The organism is Streptomyces sp. NPDC107498 (genome assembly GCF_055582805.1).
On record NZ_JBVJPE010000014.1, the window covers coordinates 24791 to 43400 of the forward strand.

General features: G+C 76.9%; 9 protein-coding genes. All 9 read left to right on the forward strand.

The features are described from left to right. Positions 1-24: 24 nt before the first annotated feature. Genes ACZ66Z_RS23795 through ACZ66Z_RS23835 form a run of 9 tightly spaced genes read left to right on the forward strand, consistent with a single transcriptional unit; the run spans position 25 to position 18606 of the window. Complete coding sequence (locus tag ACZ66Z_RS23795) at positions 25-846, forward strand: nucleotidyl cyclase domain-containing protein (RefSeq protein WP_469937056.1); 822 nt, start codon at positions 25-27, stop codon at positions 844-846. Further along, complete coding sequence (locus ACZ66Z_RS23800) at positions 843-3305, forward strand: hypothetical protein (RefSeq protein ID WP_469937058.1); 2463 nt, start codon at positions 843-845, stop codon at positions 3303-3305. The genes ACZ66Z_RS23795 and ACZ66Z_RS23800 overlap by 4 nt, the downstream gene beginning before the upstream one ends. After that, the gene (locus tag ACZ66Z_RS23805; RefSeq protein WP_469937060.1) at positions 3302-4975 is read left to right on the forward strand and encodes a hypothetical protein; all 1674 of its coding nucleotides are present in this window, start codon (positions 3302-3304) and stop codon (positions 4973-4975) included. Before ACZ66Z_RS23800 ends, ACZ66Z_RS23805 begins: the two co-directional genes overlap by 4 nt. Beyond that, on the forward strand, positions 4972-5592 hold the full coding sequence (locus ACZ66Z_RS23810; protein WP_469937062.1) for a Pycsar system effector family protein: 621 nt from the start codon (positions 4972-4974) through the stop codon (positions 5590-5592). The genes ACZ66Z_RS23805 and ACZ66Z_RS23810 overlap by 4 nt, the downstream gene beginning before the upstream one ends. Positions 5593-5600: 8 nt before the next feature. After that, on the forward strand, positions 5601-8018 hold the full coding sequence (locus ACZ66Z_RS23815) for a VWA domain-containing protein (RefSeq protein WP_469937064.1): 2418 nt from the start codon (positions 5601-5603) through the stop codon (positions 8016-8018). A 22-nt stretch (positions 8019-8040) separates the two neighbouring features. Next, positions 8041-11634 carry a tubulin-like doman-containing protein gene (locus tag ACZ66Z_RS23820; protein ID WP_469937066.1) on the forward strand — a complete coding sequence of 1198 codons (3594 nt, stop codon included), beginning with the start codon at positions 8041-8043 and terminating at the stop codon, positions 11632-11634. Next, on the forward strand, positions 11631-14192 hold the full coding sequence (locus ACZ66Z_RS23825) for a hypothetical protein (protein WP_469937068.1): 2562 nt from the start codon (positions 11631-11633) through the stop codon (positions 14190-14192). Before ACZ66Z_RS23820 ends, ACZ66Z_RS23825 begins: the two co-directional genes overlap by 4 nt. Beyond that, entirely contained in the window at positions 14189-16438 is a 2250-nt protein-coding gene (locus tag ACZ66Z_RS23830; protein WP_469937070.1) for a hypothetical protein, read from the forward strand. Before ACZ66Z_RS23825 ends, ACZ66Z_RS23830 begins: the two co-directional genes overlap by 4 nt. Then, positions 16435-18606, forward strand: coding sequence for a hypothetical protein (locus tag ACZ66Z_RS23835; protein WP_469937072.1), 2172 nt, complete (start codon positions 16435-16437; stop codon positions 18604-18606). Before ACZ66Z_RS23830 ends, ACZ66Z_RS23835 begins: the two co-directional genes overlap by 4 nt. The last annotated feature ends 4 nt before the right edge of the window (positions 18607-18610 follow it).

Sequence of the window (18610 nt, forward strand, 5' to 3'; positions counted from 1 at the left end):
GCACCACACACAGGGAGTCCGAGAGTGAGCAGTGCGGAAGCGAACGGGGCAGCGGGCGGGATCCACCGGTTCGTCGTCTTCGGCGACATCTGCGGTTCCGGAACCCTGGGCATGGCCGAGAAGGAGCTGCACCGGGCCGCGATGTACACCGCCTTCGACGAGGCGTACGGCTCCGTCGGCGTCGAGCCGGGCACCTTCCACCAGGAGGACCGGGGGGACGGCATCCTCGCCGCCCTGCGCCCCGACGTGCCGCCGACGCTCATGGTCGGACGCTGGATCGACACCCTCTACGAGAGCCTGCGCGCCCACAACACGGGCCGGGACCGGCGCCTTCGGCTGCGGATCGGCATGAACGCGGGGCTCGTCGCCCAAGACGGGCACGGGCTCGTCGGGCGGGCGGTGGACCTCGCCGCCCGGCTCTGCGACAGCGCCCCCGCGAAGCGGATCATGACGGAGAGCCAGGAGGTCGACCTCCTGGTCGTCGTCTCCGACTGGCTGTACGGGAACGTGGTCGCCGAGGGCGGGCGGTACGTCGAACCGGCCCACTACCGGCCGGTTCGCGTCCGGTCCAAGGAGACCGACGAGACCGCGTGGTTCCACGTGCCGCGCAGGAGCGCCCCGCCCCTGACCGGAGCCGAGGGGGAACCGTCGGCCGCCGAGGGGGAGCGGGGTTCACGGACCGGCGTTGGGCCGTCGCGGGGGGACGGCCCAACGCCCCGGACCGGGGACGGGAACCGCACGTACCACATCGGGGGAGACGTGCTCGACGTCCACGGGAACACGTTCCACGGCGACTTCACGGGCATCCGCAAGGACACTCCGGCGGGGGCGGGTGAGCCGGAGTGAGCGACCAGGACGAGGCGGGGACGGGGACCGACGCCCCGGACTCCGGCCACGCCCGGGACGACCGGAGCGACGGCGGCGGCCGGGGAGGCCGGGAGGACGCGCACGACCGCGGCGACCGCGGCGACCGCGGCGACCGCGGCGACCGGGGGGATCGAGGCGGTCAGGGCGGCCGCGGCGGCCGCGGGGACCGGAATGACCGCGGTGACCGGGGCGACCGGGGTGACCGGGACGGCGAGCGGGGCGACGGCGCCGGTGAACAGCCGCGCGAGGCGAACGTCTTCGCGGCCGCCGACCGGGGGCCGCTCGCCGGCGGCGACACCGGAGGCGCCGCCACGGCGCGCCGCGCGCTGCGCACCTGGGCGAGCACCGCGGGCGACCGCCACACCCACGTCCAGGGCGACGGCGCCTTCTTCGAGGGCAACCAGTTCTTCTCCGTGCACGGCTTCGGCGACTCCTCGCGCTTCGTCCGGGGGCCCGTCCCGCCCGAGACGCTCGCCCACCTCGCCCAGGTGTACTGCGAGATCGCCGGCTACCAGCGGATGAAGGAGCGGCTCCGCGACAGCCGGGTCCTCGTCCTGTGCGGAGAGCCCGGCAGCGGGCGCAAGGCCACCGCGCTCGCCCTCCTCGACGAGGTCACCGGCGGCAGGGTCTTCCGCCTCGACCCCCGCCACGGCGTCGACGAGATCACGGACGAGGCCCTCCAGGAGGGCGGCGGCCACCTCATGGAGCTGCTCACGGAGGACGTCAGGACCGAGGGCGAGTCGCGGACCCGCTCCGGACCGGGCGCCGGTGGCGCGCGGCGCCCCGCCACCCGCCTCTCCGAACTGCACCTCGACCGCTTCGGGGAACTGCTGCACAGCCGTGACGCGTACGGGATCGTCCTCGTCGAGAGCGGCGAGCCCGCCGACCGGCTGCTGCGCGGACGGTACGGGATGTACTGCGCGCCGCCGCCCGCCGACGAGGTGCTCCGGAGGCACCTGCGGGAACGGCTGCGCGGGGAGCCCGCCGAAGCCCTCGGCGCCGCGCGGGCGCTCGCCGCGCGCCCCGACGTCGTCCGGGCCCTCGGCCTGGAGGAGCTGCGGCCCCGCGAGGCCGCCCGGCTCGCCGACCACCTCGCCCGGCACTGGCGCGGAGAGGTGACGGACGGACGGCTCCTGTCCGACTGCGCCGGATTCGTGGCGGCCCAGGCCCGTGAGTGGTTCGCGGGAGCCGATCGTCCCGGCGTGCTCCCCGAGGCGCTCCCCGCCCTGAACGCCGGAGCGTTCCGGATCGCCGTCGCCGTCTTCGACGGGTCCGCCTACAGCCTCGCCGCCGAGGCCGCCGAGCTCCTCGCCTGGGAACTCGCCGTCACGCTCGACCCCGAACAGGCCCCGGGACGCCGCCTGTTCGGCACCCACGCCGAGCACCGCCCGACGCGGGCGCGCGCCGTCCTGGAGGACGGCGAACTGGACCTCGGTCCGGCGAAGGTGCCGGTGCGGGCCGTGCGCTTCCGGGGCGAGGCCCTCGCCGCCGCCGTCCTCGGCGAGATCTGGCACGGCTACCACAACGTCCGCGGGCCGGTGGCCCGCTGGCTGCGCGCCCTCTGCGACGACCCGCGCGCGGAGGTGTGGGTGCGGGCCTCGGTCGCCGCGGGCGTGCTCTGCTCCTGGGACTGGATCCACGGCTTCCGGGAGCTGATCGTGCCCCTCGCGGTGACGGACGCGCCCGTCACCCGGCTGGCGGCCGCCACCGCGCTCGCCGAGTCCGCCCGCGATCCCCGGATCAGGCCGGCCGTCGCCTCCGTGCTCAAGGACTGGGCCGTCTCCGACGACTCCGCGCTCGTCGGGACCGCCCTGCTCGCCCACGGCTTCGTCCTGGCCGCCGGGGACGTGTCCGGCTCGCTCGACGCCCTCGCCCGGGTCGTCAGGACGTGCGAGCCCGCCGACGGCGACGTGCTCGTGCCCGCCTCCTTCAGCGTGACCCGGCTGCTCGCCTCCGGAGAACCGGAACCCGTCGTCCGACGGCTCCACCAGTGGCTCGAGGACGGCCGGATCAACCTCGCCAACCTGGTCCACCTCGCCGTCATCAGCGCCCTCGGCACCCGGACCACCCACCTGTGGGGGCTGCGCGAGGTGCCCGAACTCGACGAGCACGCGGCCCGCCCCCTGCTCGTCGCGCTGCTCGCTACCCGGCCCGCCCTCGCACCCGAACTCGCGCGGCTGCTGCGGCACACGCTCGCCACGGCCCGCTCCGGCGAGGCCGCCCTCGAAGCCCTCGGCGGCATGCTCCGGCGCGCCGCGAAGGACCCCGGGGCGCTCGGACACGTCTGCGCCTTCCTGCCGCGCCTCGCGGTGGAGCGCCGCGACCGGGACCGGCTCAGGGGACTGCTGAACGAACTGGTCCGGGACCGCGACCGGCCCCTGGACAGGAGCGCGGCGCGCCGGATGTGGGACGCCGTGACGGAAGGAGCGAACCGATGACCGGGCCCGAGCAGAACAGGAACGCGCGGCCGGACGAGCGGGCGCGGCGGGACGACCGGGACGACCGGGACGACGAGCGGCAGCGGTACGGGGGCCGGGACGGCCGGGAGCGGCAGCGGCACGACGGGCAGGACCGGCGGGAGCGGCAGCGGTACGAGGGCCGGGACGGCCGCGAGCGGCAGCGGGACGACGGGCAGGACGGCCGCGAGCGGCAGCGGTACGCGGGACAGAACGGCGGGCAGCGCCCCGGCGTCCGCGACGCGGACGAGGACCCGGACCTCGACCCCGACCGCGCGCCGGACGAGGAGGCGGACCGGGCGCGCGGGCGGCAGCGCCCGGCGGCCACCGGCGGGGCCCCGGCCGCCGAACGGCACCGAGGTCCCCTCATCGGCGAGTACGCGCCCCCGTACCGCCGCCGGAGCGGCCGGGTCGCCGCCGTCCTCCTCTACCGCAACGGCGGCCACCGGGTGGTCTGGCCGGACCGCGTCGAGGACGTCAACAAGCCCGTGTTCGGCTCCCCGTACACCGTCTTCGAGGTACGGCTCGGCCGCAACACCACCGAGTTCCGGCTCCAGCTGCCGGCCGCCGGGGACGGCGTCTTCTTCGACGCCGTCGCCAAGGTCCAGTGGGTGGTGACCGACCCGCACCTCGTCGTCCAGGAACAGGTCGAGGACGTCGCCGAGCTGCTCCACGACGAACTCCTCGACGGCCTGCGCAGGCTCTCCCGGCGCTTCCGGATCACCGAGGCGCAGCGCGCCGACGAGGCCGTGCGCGAGGAACTCGCCGCCGGGCGCCTCGACTTCGGCCGGGACATCGGGCTGCGGACCCGGGTCCTCGTCTTCATCGACCTCGACGCCTCCGTCAAGGCCGAGGTCTCCCGACGCGACCGGATCGACGTCACGATGGAGGCCGACGCGCGCGCCGCCGAGGCCGAGCGGCGCAGGGAGGAGGCGGACCGCGCCCGGGTCGCCGAGCGCGCCCGCGAGATGGAGGCCCTCTTCCGGCGCGGGGACCTCGCCCAGATCGCGCACCACATGGCGATGCACCCCGACAAGCAGTGGGAGATACGCACCCAGCTCCAGCGGGAGCGGCGCGAGGGCCAGGAGGACTACCTGAGGGTCTTCAGCCGGCTCCTGGACACCGGCGTCCTGGAACGGCACGACATCGGCGAGCAGATGTACCAGGTGCTGATGTACCTGCGGTCCCAGACCGGCAGCGTCCTCGGCGGCATCACCGACCGGGTCCTCAACCCCTCGGGCGACACCTCGCGGCGCCGGCGCGCCCTGGAGGAGGCCGTCCCCGAGCCGAGCGACCCGGACTGGGACGAGGACCACCGGGACGCCCCGCGCGGCCGCCGGGACGAGGAGCACGGGGAGGCCCCGCGCGACGCCCGGGTCTACGAGCCGACCCGCGTCGAGTCGGGCTCCGAGCGGGAACGGGAGCGGGAGCGCGCACGGGAACGGGAGCGCGAGAGGGGACGGGGGCGGTCGCGGGGCCGTCACGACGACGGGTTCGACGACGGCCGCGACCGGTACGAGCCGGACTCCTACGAGCGGAACGACCGGTACGACCGGGACGACCCGTACGACCGCGAGGGCCGCGACCGGCCGCGCCGGGACGCCGGGCCCGCCCGGCCCAGCTCCGAGTTCGACGACTGGGACGACGAATGAGCACCCCGAACCGGCCCCCCGACCACGTCCCGGCCCCCGGACCGGACCGCGTCTCCGCCCCAGGGCCCGGCCGGGCCTCCGCGCCCGCCCCCGACCGGATCCCCGTGCCCGCCCCCGTCCCCGCCCCCGACCGGATCCCCGTCCCCGTGCCGGCCGGAGAGATGCGGTTCATGGCCGAGCGGCTCCTCGCCACCGTGCGGGAGGACATCGGCCGGGCCGACACCAAGGCCGCCATCCTGCTCTCCGGCGCCCTCGCCTTCCTGGCGGTCGTGTTCTCCGGGGACCGCGCCCCGCTGCCCACGGCCGGCACCGGACTCGCGCTCCTCCTCGCGGCGGGCGCGCTGTGGACGGCCGGTGTCCTGATGCTCGTCTCGGTAGTCCTGCCGCGCACCCGGATCGGCGCGGACCGCACGTTCCTGCGCGGGCTGACGGCCGGCCCGTCCGCGACCGTGCTGCGGGAACAGCTCGGCGCGTCCGGCGCGGACGCCACCGACTGGCTCCTCGAACAGGCCGGGGTGCACGGACTCGTGCTCGCGGCGAAGTACCGGTGGCTGCGCCTGGGCGTGTCCGCGCTCGCGCTCGGCGCCCTCCTGGCCCTCTTCAGCGAACTGTGGTGAGAGAGACGATGCACTGGACCAGCAAGGGGAGCGCCCTGCTCCTCGCCGGAGCGCTCCTCGCGCTCCCCGGCCCGCTCACGGCGCCCCCCGCCACGGCCGCCGCCGACACCGCCGCCGGGGCGCCCGGCCCCGCCCGTACCGCCGCCGACCCCGCCGAGGGCCCCGACCCGCTCGACTTCGCCGTCGTCGTCGACCAGTCGGCGAGCCTGGCCGAGAAGGACCTGGCGCGCGAGACGGAGGCGGCCGCGCTGCTCAGCCAGGGCGAGATATCGGACCGCTCCCGCGCCGCCGTCATCGGCTTCGGCAGCTCCGAGAAGCCCGGCCAGTCGCCCGTGAACGAGGTCTGCCCGCTCACCGTCGCCGACGCGGCGGGCCGCGAGCGCCTCAGCGCGTGCGTCCAGCGGCTGGGCCACCGCGACGCCGCCCGCACGGGCCCGGGCACCGACTTCCCGGCCGCGATCCGGCAGGCCGTCACCCGCCTCACGGAGGCCCGGCCCGCCACCGCGAAGGCCCCGGCCGCGCCGAAGGTCGTCTTCCTGCTCACCGACGGCAGGCTGGACGTCGTCGACAGCCCCGAGTACGGCGCCGACCGGGACACCCGCCAGTCCAACGGGGCGCGGCGGCTCACCGAGGAGCTCGCCCGCGCCCGGGCGGCCGGCGTCCAGATCTGGCCGCTCGGCTTCGGCGGCGAGATCGACCGCTCCGCGCTGACCGCGATGGCCGAGGGCGGCTACCGGGGCGCCTGCTCCGACGTCCCCGGCTCCGTCCCCCGCATGCGCGTCGTCGGCACCTCCGCCGAGATCGACAAGGCGCTCCAGGAGACCTTCGCCGCCGCCCGCTGCGCCCGGATCGCCCCGGGCACCGTCGGGAAGCCGCCCGCCGACCTGACCGTGACCATCCCGCCGATCGCCACCGACGGCTCCCTCACGGTCGCCAAGCACGACCCGAAGGTGCGGGTCACGTACTACGACCCGGCGGGCCGCAAGGTGCCCGTGCGGGGCGGGTTCGACGGCTCGACCTTCGAGGTGAGCGGCCAGGACGGACCGGTCGAGGCGCTGCGCGTGAAGGACCCGCTGCCCGGCCGCTGGCGCGTGCACATCGAGGCGCCCGAGGGCCACGGCGACCGGGAGGTCGCCGTCCGGGCCATCTGGCAGGGCCGCCTCCGCTCCGACGTCACCCTCGACCCGGCGTCCCCGCGCGCGGGGGAGAAGGTCACCGTGCAGGTGCGGATGCAGACCCGGCGCGGGGTCGTCATCACGGACCCCGCGCAGCTGGCCGGTCTCACGGCCTCGGCCGAGGTGGCCGGGGCGGGCTTCGCGCCCTTCGCCTTCCGGCTCGCCGACGACGGCCGGGCCCCCGACGCGAAGGCCGGGGACGTCCGGTTCACCGGCACGTTCACCCTGCCCGCCGGGGCCACCGGCGACCTGGAGCTCGTCACGCGCATGGCGGCGCCCGGCATCACCTCCGACCGGCGCCCGGTGCACGCCCAGCGCGGCCCGGACGTGCCGGTGCTGACCGCGGGCCTCGTCGTCGACCGCGCCACCGTGCACCCGGGCGGCACCGTCCGGGGCACCCTCGACGTCACCAACAACGACTCCGCGCCGCACACCCTGCGGCTCGCCCTCCAGGACCGGGCGCCCGGCGCCGAGCTCACCGTCGCCCCGACCCCGGTGACCGCGTCCGCGGGCAAGACCACCCGCATCCCCTTCACGGTGACCCTCGCCGCGGGCACGGCCCTCGGCGAACTGGGCGGCCGGATCGCGGTCGTGGACACCGGCGACGGCGACACCGTCCTCGACACCGCCTTCCTGGACGTCCTCGTGACTGCGCCGCCCACCTGGTGGGACCGCTGGTGGAAGGTCGTCACCGGCGGCGCCGTCGCCCTCCTCGTCCTCGCCGCCCTCACCGGCATCCGGCTCGCCGCCCGGCGCCGCCGCCGCGACCTCACCGGGGTCACGCTGGAACTGCGCGACGACGGCCGGTCCCTGTACGACCTGGTCATCCGCAGGGGGCAGAGCGAGGGCGGGACCTTCGCCTTCACCGTCGACGAGCCGTACGGGGGACCGCCGACGCTCCGCGGCGTCCGCGGCACCGCCGCCGCCACCGCCCACGTGCTGCGCCGCACCGGCTCCGGCGAACTGCTGCTGCGGCCCCGGGGCGGCGGCCAGGTGCCGGTGCGGGGCGGGGAGCCGATCGGCCTGGGCGAGCACGAACTCGTGGTACGGGGCGGACGGACGCCCTCCCCGGGGGCCCGCGACCTCCCGTGGTCCCGGCGCCCCCGGGCCGCCCGGCGGCCCGGCACCGGCACCGGGCGGGGCGCGGCCACCGGGCGGGGCACGGACGCGGGCAGGGAGGCCGGGGCCGGATCCGCACCCGGGACCACCGGAGCCGCCGACGGGGCCGACGCCTACGACGTGAACTTCTGAACGGGCACCGAGGAGAGACGACATGAAGATCTACCAGCCCATGCTCTTCGTCGGCCTCGGCGGCACCGGCGGCAGGATCGGCAGCGAACTCGAACGGCAGCTGCGCCGGGAGCTGTGCGGACCCGACGGCACCGACCTCGTCGACGGCGGCCGCCGGCTGCCCTTCCAACTGCCCGACTGCCTCCAGTTCGTCTACGCCGACTTCAGCGAGGGCGAACTGCTGGGCCAGCCCCAGTTCCGGGCCAAGGGCGCCGAGGGCGCCGCCTTCGCCCGCACCTCCCGCATGGTCCGCGACCTGCTGCCCACCGACTTCGACTCCTCGCCCGAGGTGACCCGGATGCTGCGCGTCTCCGTCCCCGAGGAGACCCGGCACTGGCTGCCGCCCCAGGCCCGCCAGCCGCGCGTCGCCCCCCTCAACAGCGGCGCCGGGCAGCTGCCGACCGTCGGGCGCGCCGCGCTCTTCGCGACCGTGCGCTCCGGCCTCGAACCCGTCCTGCGGCAGCTCCGCGAGGCGATCGGCGCCATCGGACAGGCGGCCGGCGACCTCAAGCGGGTCGGCGGCGGCCGCATCCGGGGCTGCGACGTCTTCGTCGCCTTCTCCGTCGCCGGCGGCACCGGCGCCGGCATCTTCTACGACTTCATCCACCTCATCGGACACGAGTTCCGCAACGCCAAGGTGCCCGGCGTCAAGATCTACCCGCTCGTCGTCATGCCCTCCGCCTTCCCGCCCGAGGCCGGCGGCGGCCGCGAGGCCGAACTCAACGCCGCCCGGGCCCTCGTGGACCTCTCGCGGCTCGTCGACGACCAGAACGTGCCCGACGCCCTCGACACCGTCGGCGACGTCGAGGAGCACGGCCGGCTCAGCGTCACCTACCCGGGCGACGGGGTCGTCGCCCTGCGCCCCGCCACCATGCAGACCGCCTTCCTCTTCTCCAAGCCGGCCGTCATCGGCACCGAGGACCTCCGCCGCTCCATCACCGCCATGGTGATGTCGCTCATCGGCACCGAACTCGGCGAGGACAGCGGCTCGGTGAACCGCGCGGAGGACGACTACCAGTCCTTCGCCGCCAGCTTCATCAACAAGAGCGTGGAGCGCGCGACCCCGGCCCGTACCGGCATCGGCTACCGGGGCATGTCCACCAGCCTCGCCGCCTCCCTCACCGTCCCCGTCGACGACCTCGCCGAGATCGTCGCCGCCCGGCTCCTCGCCCAGGCCGTCCGCGGCATGTCCGAACGCGCCCGGCGCCCCGCCCGGGACGGACAGGACCTCGTCCGGGACCTCTTCACCCGCTCCGGCATCGGCCGCCTGTGGAGCCGCGAGGCGCCGGACGTGCCCCTGCCCGAACAACTGCCCCGGGGCAGCCGTGACATCACCCAGGAACTCCGGCGGCGCCTCGGCGACATGGAGGACTCCCTCCAGCGCCTCGACGTCCACCTCTCCCGCGAGGTCCCCCGCCTCACCGAGGACTTCAGACCGGGGGCGGGAGCCCGTGAACTCCTCGGCCTGATCGGCCCGTTCCAGCTCGAAACCGTCCTCGCCGGACTTCCCGGCCACCCCGACCGGGTGGCCAGGGAGGGCTTCACCGGCATGCTCGACAACCGGCGCAACGACCCCGAACGGCCCCCGAACGTCCAGACCGCCGCCCCCCACATCCCCCACATCAGGCGCAGCGTCGGCGGAGTCGTACCGGCGCGGTGGACCGACCCCGACGTCCAGGACACGCTCGCCGCGCAACAGGCCTGGTACCAATGGCGCGCCCGCGTCCTGTGGCACCGCGGCTGGCAGGCCGGCGAGGCCCAGTGGAGGCCCTCCCTCAACCGCGTCACCAACGAGGTCGCCGAACTCGCCAAGGTGCTCCGGGCCCACGAGCAGGACGAGGCGAAGTCCTTCGCCGACCGCCGCCGCGAGCTCTACCGCGACGACCGCGCGGGCATCGCCTACCTGCTGCCCCCGCAGAACACCCTGCGCGCCTTCTACGACGACGTCGTCGACCGGCTCGCCCAGAGCGAGGGCCTCCCCGAGACCACCGACGCCGCGACGCTCCTCGACCGGCTCGTCGGTCCCGACGACTGGCGGCGCGCCCTCGACGCGGTCCGCCGCTCCTCCGGGGCGGCGGTGAAGGAGATCAAGCAGGTCGTCGAGCGGCGGGTCAAGCGCCTCTTCGGCGAGGCCAACGAGGACGTCTTCGCCCGACCGCTGCTGCCCTCCATGGAGCTGCTGCTGCGGGCCGCCGCGGGCGACGAGACCGCCGAGGCGAAGGTCGACCCGCGCTGGCTGGACCAGTTCCGTTCCCGGCTCGCCGGGCTCCTCCCCGTCGGCTTCATCCCGGACGGCAGCGGCCCGCTCAAGATCCTCATCGTGCACCCGGCGAGCGAGTCGGACGGCCGGGCCGCCGACTTCCTCGCGCAGGAACTCAACCTGCCCGCCCGGGTGTTCCCCGAGTGCCGGGCCGTCGACACCGACTCCATCACCGTCGTCTTCTTCCGCAGCGGCATGAACCTCACCGACATCTCCGAGGTCCGCGGCGTGCTCAGCCTCTGGTCCGAGGCCCGCGACTCGGGCGGCGAGGACGACTTCCTGCACTGGCGCCAGCGGCTCGGCTACCGGGACGACTGGCTCGTCTCCACCGAACCGGACCGGCAGCGCATCCTCCACCGGCTGCTCTGCGCGATGTGGAACGGCCACATCGCCACCGAGGGCCCGGCCGACTCGCCCCGCCTCGTCCGGATCAGCCTCCAGGACGGCGAGTCCGCGACCATGTCGCTGCGCCTGGAGGGCTTCGACGGCTCGCTCTCCAGCTGGGCGGGGCTGCTGCGCGCGTACGAGCGCTCGGCGCTGCTCGACGACGGGCAGATCATCGAGCAGTTCTGCGAACGGCTCATGCGCGCCCTGCCCAAGGGCCTCGCCCACGTCCCGGAGCCCCCGTCACGGCTCTTCACCCACTTCGTCGAGGACGTCGCCCCGCGCCAGCTCCGCCTGATCGACCGGATGGCCGCCGAGTACGGCCCGGCGGACGGCGAATGGCTGGCCCCGCTCCGCCACTTCTGGCAGGTCACCTATCCGGGCGCCCTCGGCATGCGCTTCCCGAGCGCGGCCCACGCGACCCGGGCGAACCTCCGCGCCCTCTACGACCGCCACGCACCGCGCCGGGGCGAGGGACAGCCCCCGGACCGTCCGCAGGGCCGGCGGCCCGGCCCCCTCCCGCGGGCCCGCCAGGAGCCCGGGCCGCGCACCGGACCCGAACCGCGCCCGGGCCACGAGCCGCGCACCCGACACGAGGAGGGGACCCGCCACGGGCCCCGGACCCGGGACGACGACGGTTACGCGTCCTGGCGTCGGCGCGGGGAGGGAGCCGGGCACGCGTACCGCCCCGCCCCCTCGGCGTCGTCCCCCTACGAGGGCGACTGGGAGCTGGAGCCCGAGCCGGACCACGACCCGTCGTACGAGGAGGACTACGGACCCGCGTACGAGGAGGACTACGGACCCGCGTACGAAGAGGACTGCGGACCCGCGTACGAAGAGGACTACGGACCCGCGTACGAGGTGGACCACGGCCCGGACTTCGGGGCCGACGACGAGCCGTACCGCCGTGCCCGGGCCGGTGAGGCGGAGTGAGCCCACGCGTCCTTCCCGTCCTGCCCGAACGGCCGCTGCCCGGCCACGCCGTCTGCCTCGACCTGCGGACACCGCCCTCGGGGACGCACGACGCCGAGGCCGCCGTCCGTGCCGCCCTGGACGTCCCCCAGCCCGGCGGCGAGCGGCGCTTCCTCGTCGTCGACGGGGCCGACCGGCTCGTCGCCCACCAGCTGCTCTACGAGCGCCTCTCCTCCTACGGGCCCGCACACGTCGTCTGCCTGGCGGTCGGCGCCCGGGGCGAACGGACCCTGAGCCGCTCCCTCACCCTCCGCCCGCCCGCCGCCGGCGTCCTGTGGGTCTTCGACTCCGCGGAGGACGGCGTGCCGGGCGAGGCGGTGCTGCGCCCGCTCGTCGACGTCCTGTCCACGCCGGAGGTCTTCGACGCCGTCCTGCGCGCCCTCGGCGAAGTGGTGCACGGCGTCGCCGTGCCCGCCGCGCGGGTCCTGGAGCACGACCTCACCGACGAGGCCAGGGCCCGGGCCTGGCGGCAGGCCGTGGAGGGACTGGCCGGACCGGACGTCCCGGCCGGGGCCGTCTCCGCCGAGCAGGTGCCCGGCGCGCTCGCGCTCCTCCTCGACGAGGGCGTGCCGCGCTCCCTGTCCGGGCACCGGTGGCTGCCGCCCCGGGGCCGGGCGGGAGCCGGGCTCGCCGCCTGCGACGCGGCGGTCGGCGAGGCCGTCGAGGGCCACCACCGGGTCCGCGGGCCGGCCGGCCTCCTCACCGGGGCCGGCCGGAGCGTCGACCTGCCGGCGGCCCTGGAGCGGGTGACGGAGGAGCTGGAGCGGTTCCGCACCGCCGTCGCGGACGCGTTCGGCGCGGCGGGCGGCACCCGGCTCACGGCCGAGCACCGGGGGGTGCTGCGCGACCGGGGCGTCGAACTGCCGGAGCTGCCCCGGGAGATCTCCCGGGCCGGGATCGTGCCGGCGCTGCGCGACCTCACCCACGACCTGATCGGCAAGGGGCTGCCGCTGCGGTCCGTGGCGGCCCGGCTGTCCGCGCTGTCCGCGCGCACCGCGCCCGTGGGCAGCGCGGCCCGCCTCGCCCGGCTCGACGCGATCTGCGGTCCCGAGCGGCTGCGGCGGCTCGGCGCCCGGTACCCCTTCACGGCGGGCGGCCCGCGCCCCGTGGCCTTCGCCGTCACCGGGCTCCTCGCGCTGCTCGCCGGGGTCTGGCCGGTGCTCGGCTGGTTCCTCGGTCCGGCCGTCGGCGTCCTCGCCGCCGGGCTGGCGCACCTGATGCTGCGGCGCAGGCCCAACCGTTCGGCCGACGGGCGGATCGACGGCGGCGGTGCCACGGGCGCGGCGCCCCGGCTTCTCGGCGGACTGCTCGGCGGCCTCGTCGGGGCGGGCCTCGGGTCGTTCCTGGACCCACCCGTCTGGGCGGGGGCGGTGGCGGCGGTCGTGTCCGTGACGGCCGTCGTGCTCCTCGCGCTGCGCGACTGGACCCGGGCCGTGGACGAGTGGTGGGCGCGCGCGGACCCGGAGGAGGCCTGGCGGATCCTGCGGGAGATCCAGGACCTGGTGGCCACGACCGCCGTCCACGACTGGCTCTTCGCCGAGGTGCGGCACCACTGCTCGGCCGGGGCGGGAGCCGTCGCCGGGCTGCTGCGGGGCCTCGCGGAGACCGCCGACGCGCACGGGCAGCCGCACGCGGTGCGGAAGGGCGACCGTCCGGAGGCCGGGCCGCCGCAGGCCCGGGAGACCGGGGCGGCGTCCTGGAGCTGGGAGGACTGGCGGGACGACGGGGACGACTGGGGGGAGGGGACGGAGGCCTGGGGGGACGGCGCGGAGGACGGCCTCTGGTCCGGCCCGGCCGGGGAGGCGTCCGGGCCCGCCGCCCCCGAGCCCCCGCCCCCGTCGCCGTACGACCCGCCCGGCCGGGACGCCGGGGGGCCCGTCGACGGATCCCCGTCCGGCCCCGCGCCGAGCTGGCTGGAGCGGCGGTACGGGGACGGGGGCCCCGCGCTCGTCGACACCCTGGTCGGCGACCTGGTCGCCGGGACCGTCCTGATCCTCGACCGGTGCTGGGCGGGCGTCGAGCGCGATCCCGGCGCCCTCGCGCGCGCCGGTCACGAGCAGCGGCTCTCCGAGCTCCTGGACGAGACCCGGCTCCGTCTGGAGCGGGACGTGGCCGCCTCGCCGCCGCCCCGGTACGAGGGCCTCGGCGACCCCGACGCGCTCACCTCCCTCGCGATGTCCACCGACCGTTCCGACCGGCCCGACGCGGCCCGCCTCACCGGCGTCGCCGCCGACGCGGTGGCCCGGCTGCTCCTGGCGGAGGACGACCCCGGCCGCACGGTCGCGCTGTGCGGTCCCGAGCACCTGCGGCTGCTCTCCCACGATCCGCTCGCCGCCCGTCAGGTCCGCTTCGTGCCCGAGGCGATGCGGCGCGGCGCCGCCGGGGACGACATCTGGCGGGGCACCGCCGAGGACGTGGTGTGGACCGGCGCGGGGCGGCACGCCGGCATCCTCCGTCTCGTACCGCTGCGCGCGGACGTCGTGCACACCGTCCGCGCCGAGGAGGCGGGAGAGCCGTGACCGACCCGAGCCACCCGAGCGACCCGACCGGCCCGGACCATCCGACCGGCCCGGACCATCCGACCGGCCCGGACCATCCGATCGGGCCGGACCACCCCGACCACCTGAGCGAGCCGACCCCGCCGACCCATCCGTACTACCAGGAGCTGGAGTTCCTCACCGTCCGCGAGGCGCCGGTGCGCTTCGCCGTGCGCTACGGCGAGGACCACCGGCCGCCCGGCCGCCCCGGCGTCCTCGCGCGCCGGGCGACCCTGGGCGCGGGCTCGCACGTCCTCCAGTACCGGCTGCCGTCGTCCGCGCAGGGCGACCCGCACGCCCACGCCCTCCTCGAACGGGAGACGGCGGCCGCCGTCGCCCTCGAACGCCGCTACGGCGGAGCGAGGTTCGGCGCGGTCTTCGCCAGGATCGTCGGCTTCGACCTGACCGCCGCCGAGCCCTTCGTGCTCTACCGGCCGCCGACCGGACGCCCGCTGTCCGAGTGGGCCGGCCGGCTCGGCGCCGAGGACCAGGAGCGCGTCACCGGCCAACTCGCCATGGCCGTGAGGCTCCTGGCCGAGGCCGACCTCGTGCACCGGGCCATCGCGCCCGACACCGTACGGTGGGACGGCGTCCGGGTCCGGCTCTGCGAACCGTACGCCGCCCAGCGCGCCGGGGAGGCCCGCGAACCCTTCGGCGGCGCCCCCTGGGCCTCGCCCGAACAGCGCGCGGGCCGGGGCGCCGCCGATCCGCGCGACGACCTGTGGTCCGTCGCCGAACTCGCCTACTACCTCCTCGCCGGCCGCCCCGACCGGGGCGAGGGGCCCCCGGCCGACCTCGCCGACTACCGCCGCCTCGCCGCCCTCGGACAGAGCGGACTCTTCGCCGCGCGCGCGGCGGACCGGCCCCGCCCGGCCGAACTCATGCGGCTGCTGCACGTCCCCGACCCGCTCGCCACCGGCGTCGGGGCGGCCGACCCGCTCGACCGGTGGCGCACCGAGTACGACCACCAGATCGCCAGGAAACGCGCGGTCTCCGGCGGCGTCCCGCCCGGCGGGCCCCACCGGGACGGGGAGGAACCGCCCCCGTCGGCCCCCCGGCCGGCGCGCCCCTCCCTCCGCGACCGGATCTTCGGCGGCGGAGGCGACGCCTTCCGGCCCGCCGCCCCCGCCGCGACGCCCGAACCGGCGCCGCCCCCGCCGCGCGGCCGCATGTGCCCGCACTGCCTGCTCCCCGTCGAGTACGACGAACGGCTGCTCGTCACCATCGACGCCAAGGGCAACCGGATCCCGCTCGACCTCAGCGCCGAGCGCCGTCCCGGCCACGTCGCGGACGCCCTGCGCAAGGCCTACCACCTGTGCCCGCACACCGTGGACGGCGACGAGGAGCACGAACTGCCCGTCCCCTACCTCACCAACGGCGAACCGCTCTCCGTCGCCCTCGTCGGCAGCTCCTCCGTCGGCAAGACCCACCTCCTCGCCGCCATGCTCGGCGAGGTCGAGCTCGGCGGCCTCGAACCGTACGGACTCAAATGCCGGCCGCTCAACCCCGAGGCGCACCGGACCTTCGTGCGCGAACGGGTCCAGAGGCTCAAGGAGGGGCGGCAGCTCGGCCGCACCGGACAGCAGACCTTCGCGCGGTTCGCCGACGGCCTGCTCGTCTCGGCGGGCGGCGCGCCGGCCCGCCCCGTCGTCTTCTTCGACCTCGCCGGCGAGGACCTCGCCCAGGACGGGGAGGTCGGCCGCTTCCTCATGGGCGTCGACGCCTTCGTCTTCGTCCTGGACCCGCTGCGCGCCCTCCGGCTGCCCGGACTCGACCCGGTGCGCGAACAGAGCGGGCTGCGGCGGCGCGACCTCGGCGACGAGGCCTTCGCCACCGTGCTCAACCGCATCCCCCGGCAGCGCGGCGGACTCGTCGCCGCGCCCGCCGCACTCGCCGTCAACAAGAGCGACCTCGTCCGCTTCGAACCGGTCGTCGACCGCTGGCTCGGCCGGGCGCTGCCCGGCCGCCACGACCCCGCCGCGCTCCGCGAGGAGAGCCGGGACGCGTACGCCTTCCTCGCCCACCACGCCGGCGCCGCCTGGCTCAAACCCTTCGACGACTGCGCCGAGTGCACCCTGCACTTCGTCGCCGCGACCGGTGGGCAGGCACGCGGCGACCGGTTCCCGCACGGGGCCCGGCCGCGCCGGGTCCTCGCGCCGCTGCTGTCGCTCTTCGCCCTGTGCGGGCTGCTGCCCGGGGCGGAACCCAGGGAGGGGATCGTCCGATGACGCGGACGGAGAACGAGGCCGACCAGATCGTCTTCCGCTGGGACAGCGAGAACCTCACCGGCAACACCGGCTTCGGGCCCGTCGCCTGGTCCGGGCCCCGCGACGAGACCGAGAGCCTCTTCCAGCTCTCCGGCCCCGTCCTGCGGGCCAGCGGGGACGAGACCCGGCCGGCCCTGATCCGGCTCCGGCGGCGCGACCACGTGATGCTCGTCCGGCGTGCGCCCTTCACGGACGCCGACGGCAGGACGTCCGTGCTCTGCCACGCCCTCGTCGGCGCGCCCGCCCTCCTCGGCCCCGCCGTCTGCCTCGGGCTCCACGGCTGGGACTGGGACGGCGCCGCCACCGCGCGCGCCGCCGAGGCCCGCGGGCCGCTGCCGGTGGTCCCGGCGGAGGCCCTCCTCCCCGCCGCGAACCGCGGGGGACCGACGGAGCTCGACCGGCTCCTGCCGCACGCGGGCGAGGAACTCGTCGGCGTGGTCGCGGAGTTCCTGCGCCACCCCGACGGCCTGTTCACCGTCCTCGACGAACGGGGCGACACCGCCTGCCCGGTGCTGTGGGGACTGCACGGCATGCTCGGCGCGCTCACCAGACGCCCGTTGACCTTCGCCACCCACGACACGGCCGAACTGTCCTCGCTCCGCTTCGTGTTCGTCGGCCGCTGGTCCGGCGCGGCGAGCCGCAACACCGAGCGGCGCCGCGTCGACCCGCGCGAGCGGTGCGGCGACCGGGCGGAGGAGGTCGCGGCCCGGCTCGTCCGCCACCACCTGTGGGAGGTCGAGGAGGGGAAGGGCCGCGACCACGTGATCGGCAGGACCCTCCGCACCGCCGCCGGCGCCCACCGGGACGCCCTCCTGGAGACGGCGTCCCGGGCCGCCGACCGCCTGGACGCCGTCGACCCCCGCACGTCCGCCCCCCGCCGGACCCACCGTCCGACCCCGCCCCCCGCTCCGGCCCCCCGCGCCGAGACCACGCACAGCACCGGGGACCGGACCCCCCGGGACGAGCGGGCCCGGCCCCCTCGGCGCGAGGACTCCCGGTACGAGGACCCCCGGTACGAGGACCCCCGGTACGTCGGGGACCGGCACGCGCCGAGCGTGCGGGACGAGCGGGTCCCGAACGCTCGGGACGAGGACGTACGGGACCCCTGGGGCCAGGGCTCCTCGGACTCCCCGGGGCCGTCGGCCGCGGAGCCCGGTCCGGCGCCCCGGGCCACGTCCGCGTACACCCACGAGCTTCCGCCCCCGCCCGTACCCCCGCCCGCCCCCGTACCCCCGCCCGCCCCCGTACCCCCGCCCGCCCCCGTACCCTCGCCCGCCCCCGGGCCCCCGCCCGCCCCCGCGCCTCCGCCCACCCCCGTGTCCCCGCCCGTCCCTCGGCCCGTCGACGAGCCGCAGGCGGCCGGTGCCGCCGCCTGCCCCCGGCCCGTGCTCCCGGCCGTCGGGCCGCAGTGGACCGGGCCCGGCAAGGGCGTGCGGCGACGGCCCCGGGGGCGGGGGCGGGAGGCCGCGACCTCGCTCGTGCACAAGCTGCCGACCGCACGGAGCGTGGAGGAGGCGCGGGAGCTCGTCGTGAGGGGCGGCGACCGGGAGCTCCTCGACGCGCTGCGCCGGCCCCAGGCCTACGCCGTCGTCACCGTCCTGCTCCGGGAGGTCGCCCGGCGCCTGCCGTCCTGGGGGCACCCGATGCGCCGGGAGCTCTGCGAGGTGGCGATCGCCCGGGAGCTGTGGGCCGCCCCGCCGCCCACCGCGCGGGACGATCCCTCCGAGCCGCCGGAGGAGCAGCGCGCGGCGAACGCCGCCGAGCTGCACCGCTGGGCGGTCCGCCCCCTGCTCGGCGGCGGCGACGCCCCGGCCGGCACGGTCGCCGAGCTGCTGTCGCGGCTGCGTACGAGCCCGGAGCCGTCCGCCCGGGAGGCGTTCTGGCTGATCGTCGACGGGGAGAGCCCGGGGCTGCCGGACGCGGTCTGGCTGACGCTCCTGAAGGAGGCGTACGGCCTGCCGCGCACCGCGCCCCGCCCGGCCGCCCCGGTCCCCCCGGGCCCCGCGCCCGCCCACCCGGACGACCCCGGCAACGGCTACACCCGCCGTTTCCTGCGCCGGGCCGCGTTCCTGATCGGGGGTCTGCTGGTCGCGATCGTGCTGATCGGGGTGGCCCAGTGGGTCACCTGACCGC